Annotated in this window: 17 protein-coding genes and 1 pseudogene; 9 read left to right on the top strand and 9 right to left on the bottom strand. The window is 62.9% G+C overall.

Features of this window, described 5'->3' with window-relative positions:
- Nucleotides 1-55: 55 nt before the first annotated feature.
- Nucleotides 56-1,213, top strand: a pseudogene (locus tag ACO59D_RS04710) (IS1634 family transposase); the annotation flags it as partial.
- 191 nt (nt 1,214-1,404) lie between these two features.
- Here ACO59D_RS04710 and ACO59D_RS04705 read toward each other — a convergent pair.
- Nucleotides 1,405-2,139, bottom strand: a complete 735-nt coding sequence (locus tag ACO59D_RS04705) for a GntR family transcriptional regulator (protein ID WP_485125975.1) — start codon at nt 2,137-2,139, stop codon at nt 1,405-1,407.
- 169 nt (nt 2,140-2,308) lie between these two features.
- On the opposite strand from ACO59D_RS04705, the gene ACO59D_RS04700 reads away from it, so the two are divergent.
- From ACO59D_RS04700 to ACO59D_RS04675, 6 genes are all read left to right on the top strand, one after another.
- Nucleotides 2,309-3,340 (top strand): PfkB family carbohydrate kinase, encoded by a 1,032-nt coding sequence (locus ACO59D_RS04700; RefSeq protein WP_485125974.1) that lies wholly within the window; start codon nt 2,309-2,311, stop codon nt 3,338-3,340.
- Between the two features lie 23 nt (nt 3,341-3,363).
- On the top strand, nt 3,364-4,002 hold the full coding sequence (eda, locus tag ACO59D_RS04695; protein ID WP_130812363.1) for a bifunctional 4-hydroxy-2-oxoglutarate aldolase/2-dehydro-3-deoxy-phosphogluconate aldolase: 639 nt from the start codon (nt 3,364-3,366) through the stop codon (nt 4,000-4,002).
- 98 nt (nt 4,003-4,100) lie between these two features.
- Nucleotides 4,101-4,388 (top strand): type II toxin-antitoxin system Phd/YefM family antitoxin, encoded by a 288-nt coding sequence (locus tag ACO59D_RS04690; protein ID WP_485125973.1) that lies wholly within the window; start codon nt 4,101-4,103, stop codon nt 4,386-4,388.
- 59 nt (nt 4,389-4,447) lie between these two features.
- Complete coding sequence (locus tag ACO59D_RS04685; protein WP_485125972.1) at nt 4,448-4,690, top strand: hypothetical protein; 243 nt, start codon at nt 4,448-4,450, stop codon at nt 4,688-4,690.
- Nucleotides 4,691-4,725: 35 nt separating this feature from the next.
- A complete protein-coding gene (locus ACO59D_RS04680) occupies nt 4,726-5,640 on the top strand; it encodes an RluA family pseudouridine synthase (protein ID WP_485125971.1) in 915 nt (304 codons plus the stop codon).
- A 142-nt stretch (nt 5,641-5,782) separates the two neighbouring features.
- Nucleotides 5,783-7,375, top strand: coding sequence for a 4Fe-4S dicluster domain-containing protein (locus tag ACO59D_RS04675; protein ID WP_485125970.1), 1,593 nt, complete (start codon nt 5,783-5,785; stop codon nt 7,373-7,375).
- Nucleotides 7,376-7,567: 192 nt separating this feature from the next.
- Here the strand turns inward: ACO59D_RS04675 and ACO59D_RS04670 are convergent, their stop codons facing one another.
- On the bottom strand, nt 7,568-7,876 hold the full coding sequence (locus ACO59D_RS04670; protein WP_130812359.1) for a CDP-alcohol phosphatidyltransferase: 309 nt from the start codon (nt 7,874-7,876) through the stop codon (nt 7,568-7,570).
- A gap of 248 nt (nt 7,877-8,124) precedes the next feature.
- Here ACO59D_RS04670 and ACO59D_RS04665 point away from each other — a divergent pair, with 248 nt between their 5' ends.
- Complete coding sequence (locus ACO59D_RS04665; RefSeq protein WP_485125969.1) at nt 8,125-8,499, top strand: hypothetical protein; 375 nt, start codon at nt 8,125-8,127, stop codon at nt 8,497-8,499.
- Between the two features lie 88 nt (nt 8,500-8,587).
- On the opposite strand, the gene ACO59D_RS04660 is transcribed toward ACO59D_RS04665, so the two are convergent.
- Nucleotides 8,588-9,574: a D-isomer specific 2-hydroxyacid dehydrogenase family protein gene (locus ACO59D_RS04660; protein ID WP_485125968.1), complete on the bottom strand. Its 987-nt coding sequence runs from the start codon at nt 9,572-9,574 to the stop codon at nt 8,588-8,590.
- A 667-nt stretch (nt 9,575-10,241) separates the two neighbouring features.
- Between ACO59D_RS04660 and htpG the strand changes: the two genes are divergently transcribed.
- Nucleotides 10,242-12,212 carry a molecular chaperone HtpG gene (gene htpG / locus ACO59D_RS04655; protein ID WP_485125967.1) on the top strand — a complete coding sequence of 657 codons (1,971 nt, stop codon included), beginning with the start codon at nt 10,242-10,244 and terminating at the stop codon, nt 12,210-12,212.
- A gap of 19 nt (nt 12,213-12,231) precedes the next feature.
- Here htpG and ACO59D_RS04650 read toward each other — a convergent pair whose 3' ends face one another.
- The 6 genes from ACO59D_RS04650 to ACO59D_RS04625 all read right to left on the bottom strand — a co-directional run bounded on the left by ACO59D_RS04650 (nt 12,232) and on the right by ACO59D_RS04625 (nt 18,214).
- Nucleotides 12,232-13,242, bottom strand: coding sequence for a LysR family transcriptional regulator (locus tag ACO59D_RS04650; protein ID WP_485125966.1), 1,011 nt, complete (start codon nt 13,240-13,242; stop codon nt 12,232-12,234).
- Nucleotide 13,243: 1 nt separating this feature from the next.
- The gene (locus ACO59D_RS04645; RefSeq protein WP_485125965.1) at nt 13,244-14,227 is read right to left on the bottom strand and encodes a 3'-5' exonuclease; all 984 of its coding nucleotides are present in this window, start codon (nt 14,225-14,227) and stop codon (nt 13,244-13,246) included.
- Nucleotides 14,228-14,686: 459 nt separating this feature from the next.
- On the bottom strand, nt 14,687-15,517 hold the full coding sequence (locus tag ACO59D_RS04640) for a class II glutamine amidotransferase (RefSeq protein WP_485125964.1): 831 nt from the start codon (nt 15,515-15,517) through the stop codon (nt 14,687-14,689).
- Nucleotides 15,518-15,620: 103 nt separating this feature from the next.
- Nucleotides 15,621-16,397 carry a radical SAM protein gene (locus ACO59D_RS04635; protein WP_485125963.1) on the bottom strand — a complete coding sequence of 259 codons (777 nt, stop codon included), beginning with the start codon at nt 16,395-16,397 and terminating at the stop codon, nt 15,621-15,623.
- Nucleotides 16,398-16,414: 17 nt separating this feature from the next.
- Entirely contained in the window at nt 16,415-17,122 is a 708-nt protein-coding gene (locus ACO59D_RS04630) for an MgtC/SapB family protein (RefSeq protein WP_485125962.1), read from the bottom strand.
- 12 nt (nt 17,123-17,134) lie between these two features.
- A complete protein-coding gene (locus ACO59D_RS04625; protein WP_485125961.1) occupies nt 17,135-18,214 on the bottom strand; it encodes a 6-phosphofructokinase in 1,080 nt (359 codons plus the stop codon).
- Nucleotides 18,215-18,329 lie beyond the last annotated feature (115 nt).

The following is an 18,329-nucleotide window of genomic DNA, read 5'->3' as shown; positions in this document are numbered from 1 at the left end:
CCGAACCGGTGGTTCCCATTGGCCTAACTGGCAGCTTTCAAGTTAGCGCTAACACGTGACGAACTACTTCTTCGAGTGCGACCCGGACGGCGGGGAGGAGGGGCTGAGGAGGAAGGGGGTCTCCAAGGAGCACCGCCCGAACCCGATCGTGCAGATGGGGCTCCTGCAGGACGCGGACGGCGTCCCCATCTCCTTCGACCTCTTCCCCGGCAACACCAACGACTGCCAGACGATGCTGCCCGTCCTCGAGGGGAGGCGCGAGCGGGGCCCCGGCCGCGTCGTCGTGGTCGCGGACAAGGGCATGAACAGCTCCGCCAACATCGCCGGCGTCGTGGCGCGGGGCGACGGCTTCGTCTTCTCGCAGTCGGTCAGGGGCACGAGGTCGGACTCGGGGCTCAGGGCCTGGGCGCTCTCCGACGGGGGCTACGGGGAGGCGGGGGACGGCGAGTTCAGGATAAAGTTGTCCCAGCGCTACAAGCGCGTGCACCTCGGGGACGCCGACACGCTGGACGGCGTGGCCAGGGACGTCGACGTCGAGGTCAAGGTCGTCGCGATGTGGAGCAGGAAGTACGCCGAGAGGGCGAGGCACGAGCGGGAGGCCGTGCTCGAGAGGGCGAGGCAGCTCGTGGAGAGGCCGGGCGCCTACACCCGCGCCACCCACTACGGCGCCGCCCAGTACGTGCGAGGCGTCTCCTTCGACGCCAGGACCGGCGAGGTCGTGGAGGAGGCGGGCGTGAGGCCGGAGCTGGACCAGGAGGCCATAGACCGCGCCGCCGCCCTCGACGGCTACTGCCTGATCGTCACGAGCGAGACCGGCTGGGAGGACTCCCGCATCCTCGACGCCTACCGCGAGCCCTGGAGGATCGAGGAGTCGTTCCGCGTCACCAAGACCGGGGGCCTCAGCTCGAGGCCCGTCTACGTGTGGACGCGGGAGCACATCAGCGCCCACTTCCTGACCTGCTACCTCGCGCTCCTGATCGTGAGGCTCTCCCAGAGGGCGCTGCCCTCCCACCCCAGCGCGGAGGCCCTCCTCGACGACATGCGCGCCCTCGACTGCTCCTACGTCGACGACGGCTGGTGGCTCTTCGACCACAGGACCGACCTCACCGACGAGACCTTCGGCCTGGTCGGCGAGGAGGCCCCGAGGAGGTGGATGCGCACGAGGGACATCAAGGCCCTCTTCTCGAAGGGCAAGGAGATCAGCTGGGGCTAGCGGGACGGACGGTGCGCCGTCTGAAAACTGTCAATGCAAAAGAGGCCGTCTGACCTGGTAGGATGGGTCAAACGGCCTCTCGTTACTGCAAAAGTCGGGATAGTAAACCGGTTTTGTCAACATGGGAGAGCAACGCCCCTAGCCCACGGATGAGTATCGCTTTTTATCGAGAATGGCGTGAGAAACCTGATTTATGAGCGTGTGCCTTGCGCGAAGTAGCCTGGGAAGGCAGCGATGACCTCGTCCCGCTCGTCGAGCATCACGTGGAGGTGGTGGATCGTGACATAGGCCGCCTCCTCGGGGTCCCTCCTGGCGATGGCCTCAATCAGCTCCTGGTGTTCGGCAAGAATCGAGCTCCACCCCATGCCGCGCGCCTGTACGTGCAGCCAGCGGTAACGCTCGAGGTCGATGTTGGTCCCCTCGAGCCATGCCCAGGCCCGCTGCCTCCCCGCAATGCGGTAGAGCATCTCGTGCATGCGGTTGTCGGCACCGAAGAAGGACCGCTGGTCACGAACGTCCATGGCACGCGCCTGGTCGTCGAGAAGTCCCCGCAGGGAGGCGATGTCTTTCTCGCCAGCACGCGAGCAGCACTCCACGACAACGACGCGCTCGGTGTTCGACCGAAGGAAGCGCGCGCACTCGGCGGCCCCGAGGTCGACCAGGGCGACGTACGAGCCGCTCTTTGGGCGGGTTACGACTAGGCCCTCCTGTCGCAGGCGCACGATTGCCTCCCGGACCGGAGTGCGACCAACGCCCAGACGCTCGCGAAGCGCCGTGGGGGAGAGACGCTCCCCGGGGGCAAAGCGGAACTCCATGATGCCACGTCTCAGCGCACTGTAGGCAAGCTCGGCCCGTTGGTCCTGGTCGGTGCTGTCCGGCATCCGTTCCTCCTTGGACTCGATGATGACGGCTAACATGCTACTCATAAACTGGAATGTGAGTTATGTTAGGCTACTGTCACGTGGCTGTCCACTCGTTTGCCGATATTTTGCATCCACTTGCGAAAACACCATGCAACACCTTGACTTCGCTTACGCAAGGCGAGAACATCTCAGGCATAACTAGCATGCTAGATAACTCCAAGGAGGAGCACATATGGATGCGGCATCAAAGGTCCTGACGTTTGGCGAGATCATGATGCGGCTCTCGCCTCCCGATTACCTGCGTCTTGAGCAGGCCACGAGCATGGACGTGCGCTACGGCGGCGCCGAGGCGAACGTCGCGCTCTCTCTGGCATACCAGGGTGACAACGCAGCATACGTCTCCGCCGTGCCGGAAAACCGCATTGGCGACTGCGCGCTGCGCAGCCTTGCGGCCTATGGCGTGGACGTGAGTCGTGTCGTTCGCACGGGCGACCGACTGGGCACCTACTACTTTGAGCTGGGTGCCTCGGTCAGGTCCAACGGCTGCATCTATGACCGCAAGTACTCCGCCATGAACCTGGCTCCCCGCACCGTCTTTGATTGGGATGCAATTCTCGACGGCATCGAGGTGTTCTATGTCTCCGGCGTGACTCCTGCGGTCTCGCCTGAGATGGCCGCTGCCTGCGAGGAGGCCCTCACGGCCTGCCGCGAGCGCGGCATCACCACGATCTGCGACCTCAACTACCGTGGTCGCCTGTGGTCGCCCGAGCGTGCGCGCGAGGTCATGAGGCGTCTCCTGCCCCTTGTTGACATCTGCATCTCGAACGACGAGGATGCCGAGGCCTGCCTGGGCATCTCCCATGGCTCTGGCTCGCTTGCCACCGGCATCGAGGAGCGCGACGCCTACGTGCAGATCGCCGCCGACGTCTGCGAGCGCTACGGCTGCAAGATGGTTGCCTCAATTGTCCGGGACATCCGCTCCGTCGAGGACTCGGACTGGATGTCGCTCATCTACGCCGACGGCCAGGCGCACTTCTCGCCTGTCCACCATGTCCACGTGCTCGAGGGCGTCGCGGCAGGCGACGCGTATGGCGCGGGTCTCATTCACGCGCTGCTCCATGGCTTTGACCTTGACCGTGCGGGTGAGTACGCCATTGCCGCGAGCGTCCTCAAGCTCACCGTGCGTGGGGACTCCAACCTGGTGAGCGTTGGCGAAATCGAGTCCGTTGCAAAGAGCGGTGCCGCCCTGCGCGTGAGTCGCTAGGACGGTTGTCAAAGGGGGATCTCATGGGTTACATGGATGGTTTCTACAAGAGCGTCGAGCAGGTTGGCGTGGTGCCCGTGGTCGTGCTCGACCGTGCTGAGAGCGCGGCCCCGCTGGGGAAGGCGCTCGCCGAGGGCGGGCTTTCGGCTGCAGAGGTGACCTTCCGCACGGCTGCGGCAGCGGACTCGATTCACGCCATCTCGAAGGAGTGCCCAGACGTTCTGGTCGGTGCGGGCACGGTCCTCAACGAGGCCCAGGCCAAGCGTGCCGTCGATGCTGGCGCTCGCTTTGTGGTCTCTCCCGGCTACGACCTGGGCGTCGTTCGCTGGTGCCTCTCGCACGAGGTGCCCGTGATTCCGGCTGGCGTCACGCCCACCGAGGTCACGGCGTTGGTCAACGAGGGCGTTGAGGTCACGAAGTTCTTCCCGGCGGCGCAGTATGGCGGCCTTTCAACCATCCGCGCGCTGGCATCGGTCTTCGTGGGGCACCGCTTCATGCCCACGGGCGGCGTGAACGCCGAGAACCTCAAGGACTTCCTTGCCGACCCCGCCATCATTGCCTGCGGCGGAACCTGGATGTGCAAGCCGGCGATGATTCGCGCGGGCGAGTTCGACCGCATCTGCGAGCTCTCGCGCGAGGCGGCTGCCATGGTTCGCGGGTAGGGTCGCGCCAGTTGATTCCTGTCTGAGCCTCCTCTGTCTGCCGGCTCACATGATATTTGCAGTAAAATGCCTGTGAACCCAGCGAGAGGAGGCTCGGCATGCCGGCAATGACGTCGCTCAGCGAGTTCAGCAGGCATCAGGGCGAGACGATATCCGAGCTTGAGAAGACAGGGGAGCCCCTGTACCTCACCAGAAACGGGAAGTCTGCCGTGGTGGTTATGGACGCGGATGCCTTCGACCGCATGGTCTCTGCCAAGGAAGAGCTTCGCACTCGCGAGATGGCGGTGTACGATGGCCTCATGCAGGGATACCAGGACGTTCTTGATGGAAAGACGGTTCGCGCGCAGGACGCCTTTGCCCGCATTCGTTCCGAGCGCGGCTGGTAGCATCATGCCGAGCGGGGGTTCTACTCACGCAGCACGCCGAGGTCTTTCTTCTCGAAAACGTGACCCTCGAGCGCGTTATGAGAAGGATCGAGGAGACCATCGAGCTTCTCGGCGCCTATCTCTTGGTTGGCAGAGCGTACGACCCGTCGTATCCTGCCGCATGCACTCCCTTTCCATGCAGGTTTCTCCAGGTCTCCGACACACCGTTCACGCTCTGCTATCTCTTTGATGATGAGTTTGGAGTTGTGACGGTCTTTGATATCGAGTGGAGTGCGGGCGACCCGCGCCGCCGCTTTGCGTGAGCAGCGTGCGGGTGCGCTGAGGTTGGAGGAAGTTCGTGCGCTACGAGTTTCTCGGCGAGAAGGACGGCGCGTCGCGGCTTGAGTTTCGCGCGCTTGAGGACTGCGTGTCGCTCGACCTTGCCCTTGCGATGGGTATGTCGCGCCGCTCCGCCTCGCGTGCGTTCCAGCGTGGCGAGCTTGCGTGCGGCGGGGAGGTGCTTGAACCGTCGTCGCGCCTCTTGGCTGGGGATGTGGCAAGCGTTGCCCTCGCATGCTCGGCGCCCGTGCCCGCGCTGCCGGGCGCGTCTCCTGCCACCATCATCTACCAGGACTCCGTTTGTCTTGCTGCCGAGAAGCCTGCGGGCATTTTGGTGCACGGCGACGGCACGGGTGCGCCCACGTTCACAGACCGCGTGAGTGTCTCGCTTGCGCAGCAGGGCCTCGCGGCCCACCCCCAGGCGGTGCAGCGCCTGGACGTCGACACCACGGGCATCGTGCTCTTCTCGCTTACCGAGGCGTTCCAGCCGGCGTTCGACGCCCTCGTAGCCGGCCATGCGATGCGCAAGCGCTACCTCGCCGAGGTAAGCGGCTCCTTCCCGGATGACGTGACCACCATCGACACGCCCATCAGCCGTGACCGTCACGACGCGCGCCGCATGCGCGTGTGCCGTTCCGGCCATGGTCAGCCCGCTCTCACGCGGGTGCGCGTGCTCGCGCGGCGCCGCGGCCGCACGCTTCTTCTCGTCGAGCTGGGCACGGGTCGTCGCCACCAGATTCGCGTGCACCTCTCGTCCGCGGGCTTTCCCATCGTGGGGGATGCGCTCTACGGAGGCCCGCGGGACGCGTGCGGCCTCATGCTGCACGCTCTCGAGGAGGAGTTTGACCACCCCGTGACCGGTGCCCACGTGCTTCTCCGCGCGGAGGCCCCTGAGAGGTTCAGCCCATGGCACTGCACCGTTTTGGGGCCGTGAAGGCAACGTTTGTAAGGTCGACTCGTGCAGCACGGACATGGTTGCGCGATACTGTTGATAAAGGGGACGTCACCTTTGTGGCGACGTAGCGCCGCTTGCGGTGCGACGTGAAAACAGGGACGAGAGGCGAGAGGATCCACTTATGGCCGACACCATGCGTGGCGTATACACCAACCTTACCGAGATCAGGCGCAAGGTCTTCTGCGAGGTAGCGAAGATCGCCTACGAGGGCGGTGACGAAGAGGCAAAGAAGCTCGACGAGCTGCCGTACAAGATCATCCCCGGTGACGTTGCCACCTACCGCGAGAGCGTGTTTCTCGAGCGTGCCATCGTGGGCGAGCGCATCCGTCTGACGCTGGGCCTCCCGCTGCAGGGCGTAGACCGTCCCGAGCAGCTCTCCGACGGCCTTGCCGAGGCGGCCAAGCCCGAGACCTACTATCAGCCGCCCCTCATCAACATCATCAAGTTCGCCTGCAATGCCTGCGAGGACAACGTCTATCGCGTGACCAACATGTGCCAGAGCTGCCTCGCCCACCCCTGCCGTGAGATTTGCCCCAAGGGCGCCATTTCCTTTGTGGACAAGAAGGCCCACATCGACCAGGAGAAGTGCATCCACTGCGGCATGTGCGCCAAGGTCTGCCCCTACCACGCAATCCTTCACAAGGAGCGCCCCTGCGCCTCTGCCTGCGGCATGCACGCCATTGGCTCCGACGAGCATGGTCGCGCACAGATTGACTACGATAAGTGCGTCTCCTGCGGGCAGTGCCTCATCAACTGCCCCTTTGGCGCCATTGCCGACAAGAGCCAGATCTTCCAGGTCATCCAGGCCATCAATGCAGGCGACGAGGTCATTGCTGCCGTGGCGCCGGCCTTTGTCGGCCAGTTTGGCGGCAAGGGCAACGTGGGCAAGCTTCGCGAGGCCTTCCACCAGCTGGGCTTCTCGGGCGTTGAGGAGGTGGCGCTCGGTGCTGACCTCTGCACCATCCAGGAAGCCGAGGACTTCATGAACGAGGTCCCCGAAAAGCTTCCCTTCATGGGTACCTCCTGCTGCCCGGCGTGGTCGGTCATGGCAAAGAAGGAGTTCCCCAAGTACGCAGATTGCATCTCCATGGCCCTCACGCCCATGACGCTTACGGCGAGGATGATTCGCACCCAGCACCCCAACGCCAAGATCGTCTTCGTGGGGCCCTGTGCCGCCAAGAAGCTCGAGGCCATGCGCAAGTCCATCAAGAGCGAGGTGGACTTCGTGCTTACCTTCGAGGAGATGGCGGGCATGATGGAGGCCAAAAAGATCGACTACCTCTCCCTTGCCGATGACAACAAGAGTGACTTTGACGTCGCCTCCGCAGATGGCCGCGGTTTTGCCGTGGCAGGTGGCGTCGCTTCGGCTGTAGTCAACGCCATCCACCGTCGCTATCCCGATTGCGAGGTCAACGTCGCTAACGCCGAGGGCCTTGAGGACTGCCGCAAGATGATGAAGGACGCCGTGCGTGGGAAGTACCCCGGCTACCTGCTCGAGGGCATGGCATGCCCGGGCGGTTGCGTGGCCGGCGCAGGTACGCTGCAGGCAATCAACAAGTCTGCCGCTGCCGTCAAGCGCTACGCCAAGCGCTCACCGCACGAGAACGCCACCGAGAACGCATACCGTGTGCTCATCCCCGCGCTTGCCGAAGAGGGGGGCGTTGACACCGAGGTCGAGGAGACCTTTGAGGCCCAGCGTCCCGTCGAGAAGTGAGACAAGTGTGAGACAAAGGGACAGTCCCTTTGTCTCATGGCGGTCGTGCGTACGCACGTTTGCGTCTCTGGGCCCACGGGCCTCGCCGCATTCCGCCCTCCACAGAAACGGCCCCGCCGGAGCTACATACTTCGGCGGGGCCTCCCTGAGTGAGACAAGGGGACTGTCCCCTTGTCTCTTGTCTCATGCAGGCTACACAGTCTTCTCGTCCTTGACCGAGGCATAGAAGGTTGCCTGGTCAAACACGTCCTTAATGGTCTTGCCATGGACGAAGGGGAGCATGAGGAACTCGTCAACGGTGCTAACAAGCTCGCTGCAGTCCACGAAGTGGTTCTTCGAGTTGCGCCGTGATGTGTCCTGTGCGCGCCATGCCTCATAGTTAACATCTGTGAGGTAGTAGACGGCCGACCCGACCTTCATGTACACCGAATGGTTTCGATGAAGGTAGTCGGCCAAATCGTTGTAGCTGATGTCGAGCGCCTCTGCCGCTTTCTTTCCCATGGCATGTCCTTTCGCCGAACGACCATGACCTACATGCTTTGACTATATCCTGGTTTGAGGAGAGTTAGTCCCGCGTTTGGAGAATGTCCCGTTCTCGTCGGCAAGCGATGAATTCTCCAAACAAACAGCAGTTCGGCGCGGGTGTGTGTAGACCGCCCGCCAGATTGGCGGGTTGACGGCCTTCCACGCCTCGTGAGTGCGCTAGCCTGAGAAAGGCTACACATTCCCGTGGACCTGCGCCTTGTTATGTGGTCGAACGCCTGGTCCTCTCGCAGGGTGGCCTTGCGCATCCTATTGCGTCGTCCGCCGAGTGCGACCCTGTCAGGGCGTCTGCGCTCGGCTGCGTGCGCCTGGCACCCTCGGCGCAGGACCTCCAGCCATGGAGGCTGGTCTACCCGGAAGGGCACATCGGTCTCTACGAGCATCGTACGCTGCCGCCACGCGCCATCGGAGACGTCCAGCTCGTCGACACGGGGATTGCCATGCTCCATCTCGAGGCAGGTCTCGCACGGCATGGCGTGCATGGCACGCGGTCGTTTGACGGCCCAAAGGCGGATGCTCCGGATGCCGTACCAATGGCGCCCAACGGGTCCATGGCGTACGTCTCAACCATCAGCTTTTGAATGTGAGCTGTATCAATTTTTGTAGCACGGGGGCGGTCCAAGGTGACATCAGCCCCCTGCCTTGTGCCTCTGCGCCTTTCGTGCTCGGCTAGCGTCGTACCTCGAAGGGGGTCTTCTCTCCGCGCTCAAAGGCGAGAAGTGCGCTGGCCGCATTGCAAATCATGGCCTCCACATCCTCTGCAGTGTAGAAGGCCATGTGCGGCGAGACAATCACGTTGGGGAACGCCATAAGGACCGCACGGTCGCGGTTGGGAAGCACATCCCTGCTGCGGTCGAGGTAGCAGAGGTCTTCCTCGCGCTCAATGGTGTCGAGTGCGGCCGCGCCAACCTGCCCGGACTCTATGGCCTCGATGAGCGCCTGGGTGTCGACGAGCATGCCGCGCGCCGCGTTCACGATGGTCACGCCGCGCTTCATCTTGGCAAACGAGGCCGCATCGACCATATGGTGGTTCTCGGGCAGTCCCGGCGCATGGAGTGTGATTGCGTCCGACTCGGCGTAGAGGGTGTCAAGGTCGACGTAGGTCGCGAGCTTCGCGACCTCGGGGTTTGGGTGGGGGTCGTAGGCGAGGAGCTTGCAGCCAAAGCCCGCAAGGTGCTTGACGACGGTGGCGCCAATCCGACCTGTCCCCACGATGCCCACCGTGGAAGTCGAGACGTCCTTCCCCAGCTTGCCGCGAAGGCTAAAATCCTGTGCCAGGGACTGGCGCGAGAGAAGCTTGACCTTTCGCTGTGCCATGAGCAGCAGCATGATGGCGTAGTTGGCAACGCCCTCGGGAGGGTAGGGCGCGTTTGCCACCCGCATGCCCAGTTCGTAGGCGTGGGTGACATCGATGTGCTCGTAGCCGATGGTCCTGGTGGCGAGGTTTTTCACGCCCTCCTCATGGAATGTATCGAGAAGCTCCGCTGGCATGGGGTTGGTGATGATGCAGAGCGCGTCGTAGCCCCTGGCCAGCTTAGCGTTATCGAGACTGGGGTACTCGGATGTCCAGCCGTACTCGAATCCCATTTCGCGTGCACACGCGTCAAGATAGCCCAGTTCGTCGTACTTGCGCAGGGCATAAGCAAAGAGCTTCATGCTGCATCTCCTTAGGTTGGTGTTCTCATCCATGGTACGCGGTGGGGTTGCACGTAGTTGGTGCGTGTGGTGATGCGAAACAAGGCTGCCAAAGTGTATGGCCGGGGGGCGCGGAGGCGATTTGGCAAATTTCAGGGGTCCTGCGTACGCACGATTGCGGGTTGCTGCCAGTTGCGCCACTCGGGAGGGCTCTCTGGGCAGAAAAGTAGGGTCATGCGTACGCACGAAGACATCCCCTTGCCACTGCCGTGGCGTTTCTGCAGGTAGCGTGAGGCACCATGTCAGAAAGTCACTCTTGTGCGTACGCACGATGGCGGGTTGCTGCCACTAGGCCTCGCCAAGAAGGGCGTTCGGGCAGAACGCGCGCGTTATGCGTACGCATAGCATCACTCTCTTGCCGAGATCCAACTTCAAGGACGGACGGCGTGTTTGGCCACGCGAGCCGTGCCAGAGGCATGCTGGCCCATCATCGAGGCATTTGCTCCCGCCGAGTAGCGTGATGAGGCCGTGGTGGCGCACCACCATCACCACGGTTCCGTATCCCCAGCGCACTGAGGGAGAAAATCTCAGCGCGTATAAAGCAGATTCTTCTCGCCCATGGGTTTATCACTTCCCTGGCTGGGTAACTAGATAGACGTTAGCCATGTCCCAAACGAAGGAAGCGCGCATGAAGCAGTTCAAGACAGAGTCCAAGAAGCTCTTGGACCTCATGATCAACTCGATTTACACCAACAAGGAGATCTTCCTCCGCGAGCTCATCTCCAACGCCTCGGATGCCATCGACAAGCTCAGCTTCGAGGGTCTCACCAACCCGGACGTCCACGTCGATCAGGACTCGCTTGCCATTCGCCTCTCGTTCGATAAGGACGCCCGCACTATCACGGTAAGCGATAACGGTATCGGCATGACCAAAGACGAGCTGGACAAGAACCTTGGCACCATCGCCCACTCGGGTTCCGAGGCCTTCAAGGAGGCGAACGCCGAGCACCAGGGCCAGGACGTGGACATCATCGGCCAGTTTGGCGTGGGCTTCTACTCGACCTTCATGGTTGCTGACAAGGTCCGCGTCGTGAGCCGAGCCTATGGTGCAGACGAGGCCTTTGCCTGGCAGTCTGACGGCAGGAGCGGCTACACGATTGAGCCCGCCGCCGAGGGTGAGCGCTCGGGCGAGAACGACCACGGCACCGACGTGACGCTCTTCCTTCGCCCCTCCACCGAGGAGGACAACACCGACCGCTTCCTCTCCGAGTGGGGCCTGCGCGACCTTGTGACGCGCTACTCGAACTACGTGCGCCACCCCATCCAGATGATGGTCACCAAGAGCCGCGAGAAGCCAAAGCCCGAGGATGCCGGCGACGACTACAAGCCCGAGTACGAGGACTACCAGGAGCTGGAGACCTTGAACTCCATGACGCCCATCTGGAAGAAGCGCGCAAGCGAGGTCAAGCAGGAGGACTACGACGAGTTCTACAAGTCGACCTTCCACGACTGGGAGAAGCCGCAGCGCACGATAAGCTTCCACGCCGAGGGTGCGCTCTCATATGACGCGCTGCTCTTCATCCCCTCCGAGCGGCCCTTTGACCTCTACAGCAAGGACTACGAGAAGGGACTGGCGCTCTACTCGTCAAACGTCCTCATCCAGGAGAAGTGCGCCGACCTCCTGCCCGACTATTACAACTTCGTGCGCGGCATTGTGGACTCGCCCGACGTGACGCTCAACATCTCCCGTGAGACCCTGCAGCAGAACTCGCAGCTCAGGGCCATTGCACGCCGCATCGAGAAGAAGATTCGCTCCGAACTCGAGGGCATGCGTGACGACGACCGCGAGACCTACGAGAAGTTCTTTGAGAACTTTGGCCGTGGCCTCAAGTTTGGCATCTACAACTCCTATGGCTCCAAGGCAGCGGACCTCGCCGATCTCCTGCTGTTCTGGTCTGCCAAGGAAGGCAAGCAGGTCACGCTCAAAGAGTATGTGGCTGCCATGCCCGCCGAGCAGGACAAGATCTACTATGCGGCCGGCGACTCCCGTGAGCGCCTGGAGAAGATGCCCGTGGTGAGCGCGGCTGTGAGCCACGGTTTTGACGTGCTTCTCTGTACCCAGGACGTTGACGAGTTCATGTTCCAGTTCATGCGGACCTACCATGTTGACGCCGTGGCCGGTGACTCCGAGCATACGGGAACCGAGGCTCGCGACCTCGAGTTTGCCAACGTCTCCTCCGCAGATCTCAACCTTGCGACCGAGGACGAAAAGAAGGCGGCCGACGAGGCAACCACCGAGCACAAAGACCTCATCGACGAACTCAAGGGCGACCTTGGCGACAAGGTCACCGACGTACGCGTGGCCGCGGGTCTGGGCGATGCCCCCGCGACGATTGCCTCCGAGGGTCCGGTGTCGCTCGAGATGGAACGCGTGATCAGCCAGGGACCCGAGGCAGCGTCGGCGCCCAAGGCCCAGCGCGTGCTCAAGCTCAACGCCGCACACCCCGTCTTTGGGAAGCTTGTGGCCGCCCAGGAGGCAGGCGAGAAGGACCGCCTCAAGCTCATGGGATCCATCCTCTACGACCAGGCGCTGCTCGTCGAGGGCCTTCCCATTGACGACCCGGTGGAGTTTGCCAAGAACGTGGCCGAGCTCATGTAGCTGTGTGGCCGCAGCGGCTCTACTCGGTGGGAGCCGTGTACTCCGGCGTGTCCATCGTATCTCTTGCAGAAGCATCGGCAATCGCCCTCGTGACCTCCTTGGAGGGAATGAGGGCGTTCTTGTCAACGCAGTCAAGGATGAGCTGATTGAGCTCGGTGATGTATGCCTGCGCAAGACTCGAGAGCTTGCGCTCGCGGTGCACCACGTAGCCCACGTTCATGACCTCGTCCACGTCGAGCGGGATTGCCACGATGCCGTCGAGCATCTCGTCCGAGCGGACGCCCGTCGAGACAAGAAAGCCGTCGTAGCAGCGCAAGAGGCTCGTCATGGTCGCGCGATCACTCACGGTGATGCGCTGCCTATGGGGAAGCGACGAGAGGGGCTCCTCGGAATAGTAGAGCGATCCCTCGGGGCCCTGCTCAAAGGTATAGCGCGGGTAGCCCTCAAGGTCCTGCATGCCCACACGAGAGAGTCTGGCCAAAGGGTGGCCCTCACGGACAAAGACATGGGGTCGTGCACGGAAGAGCGAGACAAAGCGCAGGTTGGCCTCATCGAGACGGCGTCTCAAGACCCGCTCGTTGTAGGTGGAGAGGTAGAGCACCCCAATGTCGCTTCTAAAGGTGCGTACGTCATCGATCACATCGGCCGTGCGGGTCTCGCGCAGCGTGAAGTCGCAGGACTCGTCATTGCGCTTGGTCACAAACTCGGTGAACGCATTGACCACAAAGGCATAGTGCTGAGAAGAAACGGAGAGCTTGTGGTAGGAATCCTCGCGGTCGCTCGCGTAGTGGCGGATCATGAGGTCGGCCTGCTCGACCACCTGGCGTGCGTAGGCGAGAAGCTCGACGCCCTCCGAGGTGAGCGTAATGCCCTTGTTCGTGCGGTTGAAGACCTTGACGCCCATCTCCTCCTCGAGCTCGCGGATGGAGGTCGAGAGCGCCGACTGCGAGATGTAGTGGCTGTGCGCCACCGAGTTGATCGAACCGCTCTCTGCGACGGCGATGAGGTAGCGGAGCTGCTGCAGACGCATGCTAGTCCTCCTCGCGCTGGCCGGGGAACATCTTGCGCTCCGAGAACTCGGCCTGCACGGTCGCAAGCATGAGGTCCACGTCCTCAAGGCCGAGGTGGCGCTCCTTCTCGTTCTTGCCTAGGGTGCCGCGCCGACGCGCCCAGTTCTCGAGCGTAGCGGGATGGGACTCGCGGGGAAGTAGGCGCACCTCCGGGTCCACGCGACGGCAGATGTCACGCGTGTCGATGGGCACAATCCTTCCGGCCTTGCGCGCCTCGGCGTAGCCGTCGACGTTGAGCATGAACCAGGAGTCCTCGAAGGCGGCATTGTGGGCCATGTACGGGAACGTCGTGAGCGCTGCGAGAATCGCCTTCTGCATCTTGGGGTTCTGTCGTAGGGACGGCTTTCCCTCAAGGTCCTTCCACGTGATGTGGTGGATCTCCGTAAGAGGTACGCCCCTCTCGGCATACATCTCGGGTATGCCGCAGTAGGCAGAGTAGGGATTGGTGGGCTTTGCCGTGGGCGTGAGATTCATGAACTCGAGACCAACGTTGATTACATAGCCGCGGTCTGGCTCGCGGTCTGAGGTCTCGATGTCGATGCCCACCACGGCGCCCCATACCGGCGCGTCGATGTAGGCAATGCCCAAGTCCGTGACGCTTGGGCCCGCGACGCGTGCAATCTCCTCGTCCGAGCGGTGCTGGAGCGCAGCCACGCCATGGATGAGGTCTGCGTCCGAGAGACGCCGCGCGAGGTTGAGGCCCTGCGTGTTGCGCAGGCGCTCGATGCCGTAGCGGTCACAGATGTCACGGTTTCTGTCGGCAAGGCCCCTTACCAGGTCAAACGAGAATGGCTCGCGACCATCGGGTGCCGCCTTCCAGGCGTCGGTAAGAACCTTGATGGCCTCCTCGTTCTTGGAGCGCTCCTGGGTGAGAGAGTCGTCGTCGGTGAGAAAGCCAGGGAAGACGAAGGCGTTTGCCTGTTCGATTGCCTGGGAGAGATCCATGCTTGTCGCTTTCGCTCTTGGCGGGGTGGCCCCCGCGCCGTCTGCCTGATGGTTGAGAACAACCTAGCCTAGCAGAGGCGCGTGTCACGAATGTGGCGCAAGGGCATTTCTCCGCCCAACGCGATGCTGATGGTGTGGGGTGACCAGGCCATTGTCCCTGGTCGCGGGCGAGAAAGTTCTCTCGTGCGTACGCACCATCGAGCCTTTCTGCCACGAGGGCCGCATTTCCCCAGTAGGGCTAGGAAGCGGTGGCGAGAAGTCCTTCTCGTGCGTACGCACAAGCCCCGTCCGCTGCCAGGGCCTCCTTGCCCAACTGGGCAAACGTTGGGGCCATGTCAGAACCTCCGGGTCGTGCGTACGCACGGCTACACTTTTCTGCCCGAAGGATGTCCCAGGGGAGCAGGGGGGAGCGCGAACCCTCGTCACCCTTGTCGCAGGCTCCGCGTGCGCTGCCTCTGCCTACGACGACGCAATGACTTCGGGCCATGCGTCGCCAAACTTCCTACGCAGGTCCAGTATCGCCTCGCAGAACGTGTAGCCGTGCGGCGCGGAGGTGCGCACCAGGCGTCCGCCGCGGTAGGCGATAAGGCGGTTTCTGGGGACCGGCTTCCAGAGGTCTCTCTCGGCCTCTCCCCCAAGCGGCTTGGTCGAGAAGACGATGGCGTCATCCGATAGCTGGCGAAAGTTGAGTGTGTCCTCAGACGTGTTGGTGTGCACGTAGGTGTAGGTGCCATCGTCCATGATGAGGTTCAGGCGGTTGAGGTTCGAGATCTGCGACATGGCGCCCGCAAGCGCATTGAAGGTGCCCTCGAAGTCAAGCGCGCCACCCGCACGCAGGGCAGCCTCGTCGAGGACGTCGAGCAGGAAGAGCATCGTGCGCTCGCTGTCCGTCTCGCCCCGCTCACGACGGTCATAGCCTGCGAGCAGCTCCTCGTTGAAGAGGATGCCGTTGTGGATGAGGGTCCACTCGTGTCCGGATATGTCCGAGCCAAGGAAGGGATGGCAGTTCTCGACGCATTGCTCGCCGCAGGTGGAGAAGCGGATGTGCGCTTCCAGGCGGCAGGCCTCGACAGGGTGCGCCAGAATCTTAGGCAGGAGCGTGGACCTGTAGGCGGGGATGGGCTCGCGCCAGAGCACCACGTCTGCCTCAGGGTCTCCGGGCCTGCCGTTGTCATCTCGCCACGAGAGACCCCAACCGTGGGGATGGTCATGGCTGTGGGTGTAGAACTCTCTCAGGTAGGCATTGGCCAAGACCGGCCTGCTCGAGTTGATCGCGAAGAGCTCGCACATGCTGGGCGTCCGATCTTTCGTGACTTTTCGGGTACGCGGACGATGATAGCGCGTAGAGGGGAGACGTGTGCGTGTCTGTGCGCCGCGGGAGTGGCGTTGCGTCTCAGTACCCAACGGCGCAAGGGAACCCAAGCTCGCGCACGCGCCGCGCAATGGTGTCGAGGGCGTCTCTTGGCGCTTTTGTGAGACCTGCCACTGGCGTATCTCGGTCCACGGTGTAGATGGTCACGCCCCTAGGCTGGATGCGCACGAGCGCCGAGAGCCACGCACCCACGTGCTCCTCGTCCGTGTTGTCAAACGAGCGACCCTCGTAGCTGCCCCGCAGGAAGATCGTCTGGACAATCACGTGGCCCGAGAAGGACGCAAGCGTCTCGATCTGGCGCTCCACGTCATACGGCACCTTGGGGCGGTTGAGCGCCGCGACATAGGCGGGGTCTACGGTGTCCAGCTTGAGGACGTTTCTGTCCACGCGCATGAGCGCGGCGTGGACGGCCGGCCGCCCGGCCTGTGTGCCGCTTGAGAGCACGGTCACGTATGCGTCTGGGGCGTAGCGGTCGCGCAGGGCCAGCGCCACGTAGACGGCTTGGGGAAAGGCGGGGCTCGCGGTGGGCTCGCCGTTCCCGGCAAAGCAGATGTCGTCGAGGTGCTCGCCCCTCTCGGCCATGTCTGCGAGGGTCCTCTCGAGGGCGTCTGTGACCTGGCCAAGGTCAGTGTAGCCGTCGTGCGTGCGGCGCTGCGCATCAAGGCCGTTCTCGCAGTACAGGCAGTCGAAAGTGCAGATCTTGCCCGTGGCAGGCATGAGGTTCACCCCGAGCGAGACCCCAAAGCGCCTGCTTGTGACGGGACCAAAGACGGGGCTCTTGTTGAGAAACGTTGACACGGCGCTAGCCTTCCGGCCTAGATTTCGTCGGCAAAGGTGACGAAGTCAAGGTTTCCGATGGACTCGATAAAGAGGCTCTTGCGTCCCATCGTCGAGAGTTCGACCGAGAAGGTCGCCGCCGTGCCCTTCCTGCCGTCCTGACCACGGATGACCTCAAAGTTCTCGTATGTGCAGTCCCAGGAGTGAAGCTTGCGGAGAAGCTCGCGCACACCCGAGGGCTCATCGAACTCCACGTAGACGTCGAAGGTCTTGGAGGCCTGGCGAATCACATGGTCGAGGCGGTTCAGGCCCTCGAAGGCGAGAAGCACGAAGAAGAGACCGATAAGCGCGCCCTCCGCAAAGCCAATGCCCGCCGCCAGGCCGATGCACGCGCAGGCCCAAAGTCCAGCGGCTGTCGTGAGGCCGCGGACCTCGTTTCTTCCGGTCACGAGGATGGTGCCCACGCCGAGAAACCCCACGCCCGAGATGACCTGCGCGCCAATGCGGTTGATGTCGCCCCCGGCGTCGGGGAACTGGTGGAGCACATACTCGCTTACGATCATCGCCATGGCCGCGCCGATGCACACAAGGACGTGGGTCTTGACGCCCGCGCCCTTGTTGTGGAACTCGCGGTCGATGCCGATTGCCGTGCCCACGAGGGTGGCGAGAAGCAAACGAAGGAAGACGGCATGGGCTCCCCATGCCGCCGTCTCCGTCACAAAGCTCTGCCAGGCCCCGCCAATCATTCGCCCTCGCGTCTACTCGTCGCCAAAGCTGATGCCAAGAAGCCTTGCCTCGCGCACCAGGTCGCAGTTGGGGTCGACGTACTTGAGCTTGCCTGCCACGTCCTCGAGCGGCACCCGGCACATCCTGCCACCTACCTTGGCAATCATATAGCCGTACTTGCCCTCGAGGCAGCCGCACGCCGCCTCTACGCCGCACTGGGTGGCAAAGATCCTGTCTTGGGAGTCCGGCTGGCCGCCGCGCTGCGTGTGGCCCGGTACGGCCACGCGGACCTCGCGGTCGGTCCTGCGGGCAATCTCCTCGGCGATGTCATAGGCAACGGAGGGCTTGACACGCTCGGCCACAAGCTTCTTGTAGTCCTTCTTCTTCATCGCTGCCTGCTCCTTTGAGATGGCACCCTCAGCGCAGACGATGATCGCAAAGCGGCCGCCGTTCTCCTCTCGACGGTCAATGGCCTTGACTACGTTATCCATGTCGTAGGGGATTTCGGGGATGAGAATGACGTCGGCACCGCCGGCGACACCCGCGTAGAGAGGAATCCAGCCCACCTTGTGGCCCATGATCTCGATAACGAAGACGCGACCGTGGGAGCTTGCCGTTGTGTGGATGTCGTCAATGCAACGGGTGGCAACGTCGGTGGCCGAGGTGAAGCCAAAGGTGAGGTCGGTACCCCAGGTGTCGTTGTCGATGGTCTTGGGCAGTGCGATTACGTGTAGCCCCTCCTGGTAGAGGCGGTTGGCCGTCTTGGTGGAGCCGTTGCCGCCCAGCACAAAGAGACAGTCGAGCTTGAGGTTCTTGTAGGTGCGCTTCATGGCGGGAACCTTCACGGTTCCGTCTGCCTCGGGGATGTCCAGGAGCTTGAACGGCGTGCGGCTGGTGCCCAGCACCGTGCCGCCCAGTGAGAGGAGACCGGAGAAGTCGCCTGGGGTCATCTGGATGTAGCGATTGCGGATGAGACCCTGGTAGCCATCGAGGAAGCCATAGATCTCGACGTCCTGCTTGGCGTTGTGCATGATTGTCTTGACGATGGCTCGCATGGTTGCGTTGAGCGCCTGGCAGTCGCCGCCGCTGGTGAGAAGGCCGATCCTCAGCATAATTCATCCTCTCCTGTGGTTCGTCGTCCCTGACGGACGCCTGAGGAAAGTTTCGCACAAGTTGGAACGGCAGGCGGGGCCATCCGCCAACGGGCGCAGGTCCGGTGCGACCGTG

Source organism: Tractidigestivibacter sp. (assembly GCF_057241865.1).
Note: the sequence above shows the minus strand (reverse complement) of the source record. Positions and strands in the feature narration are given on the sequence as shown.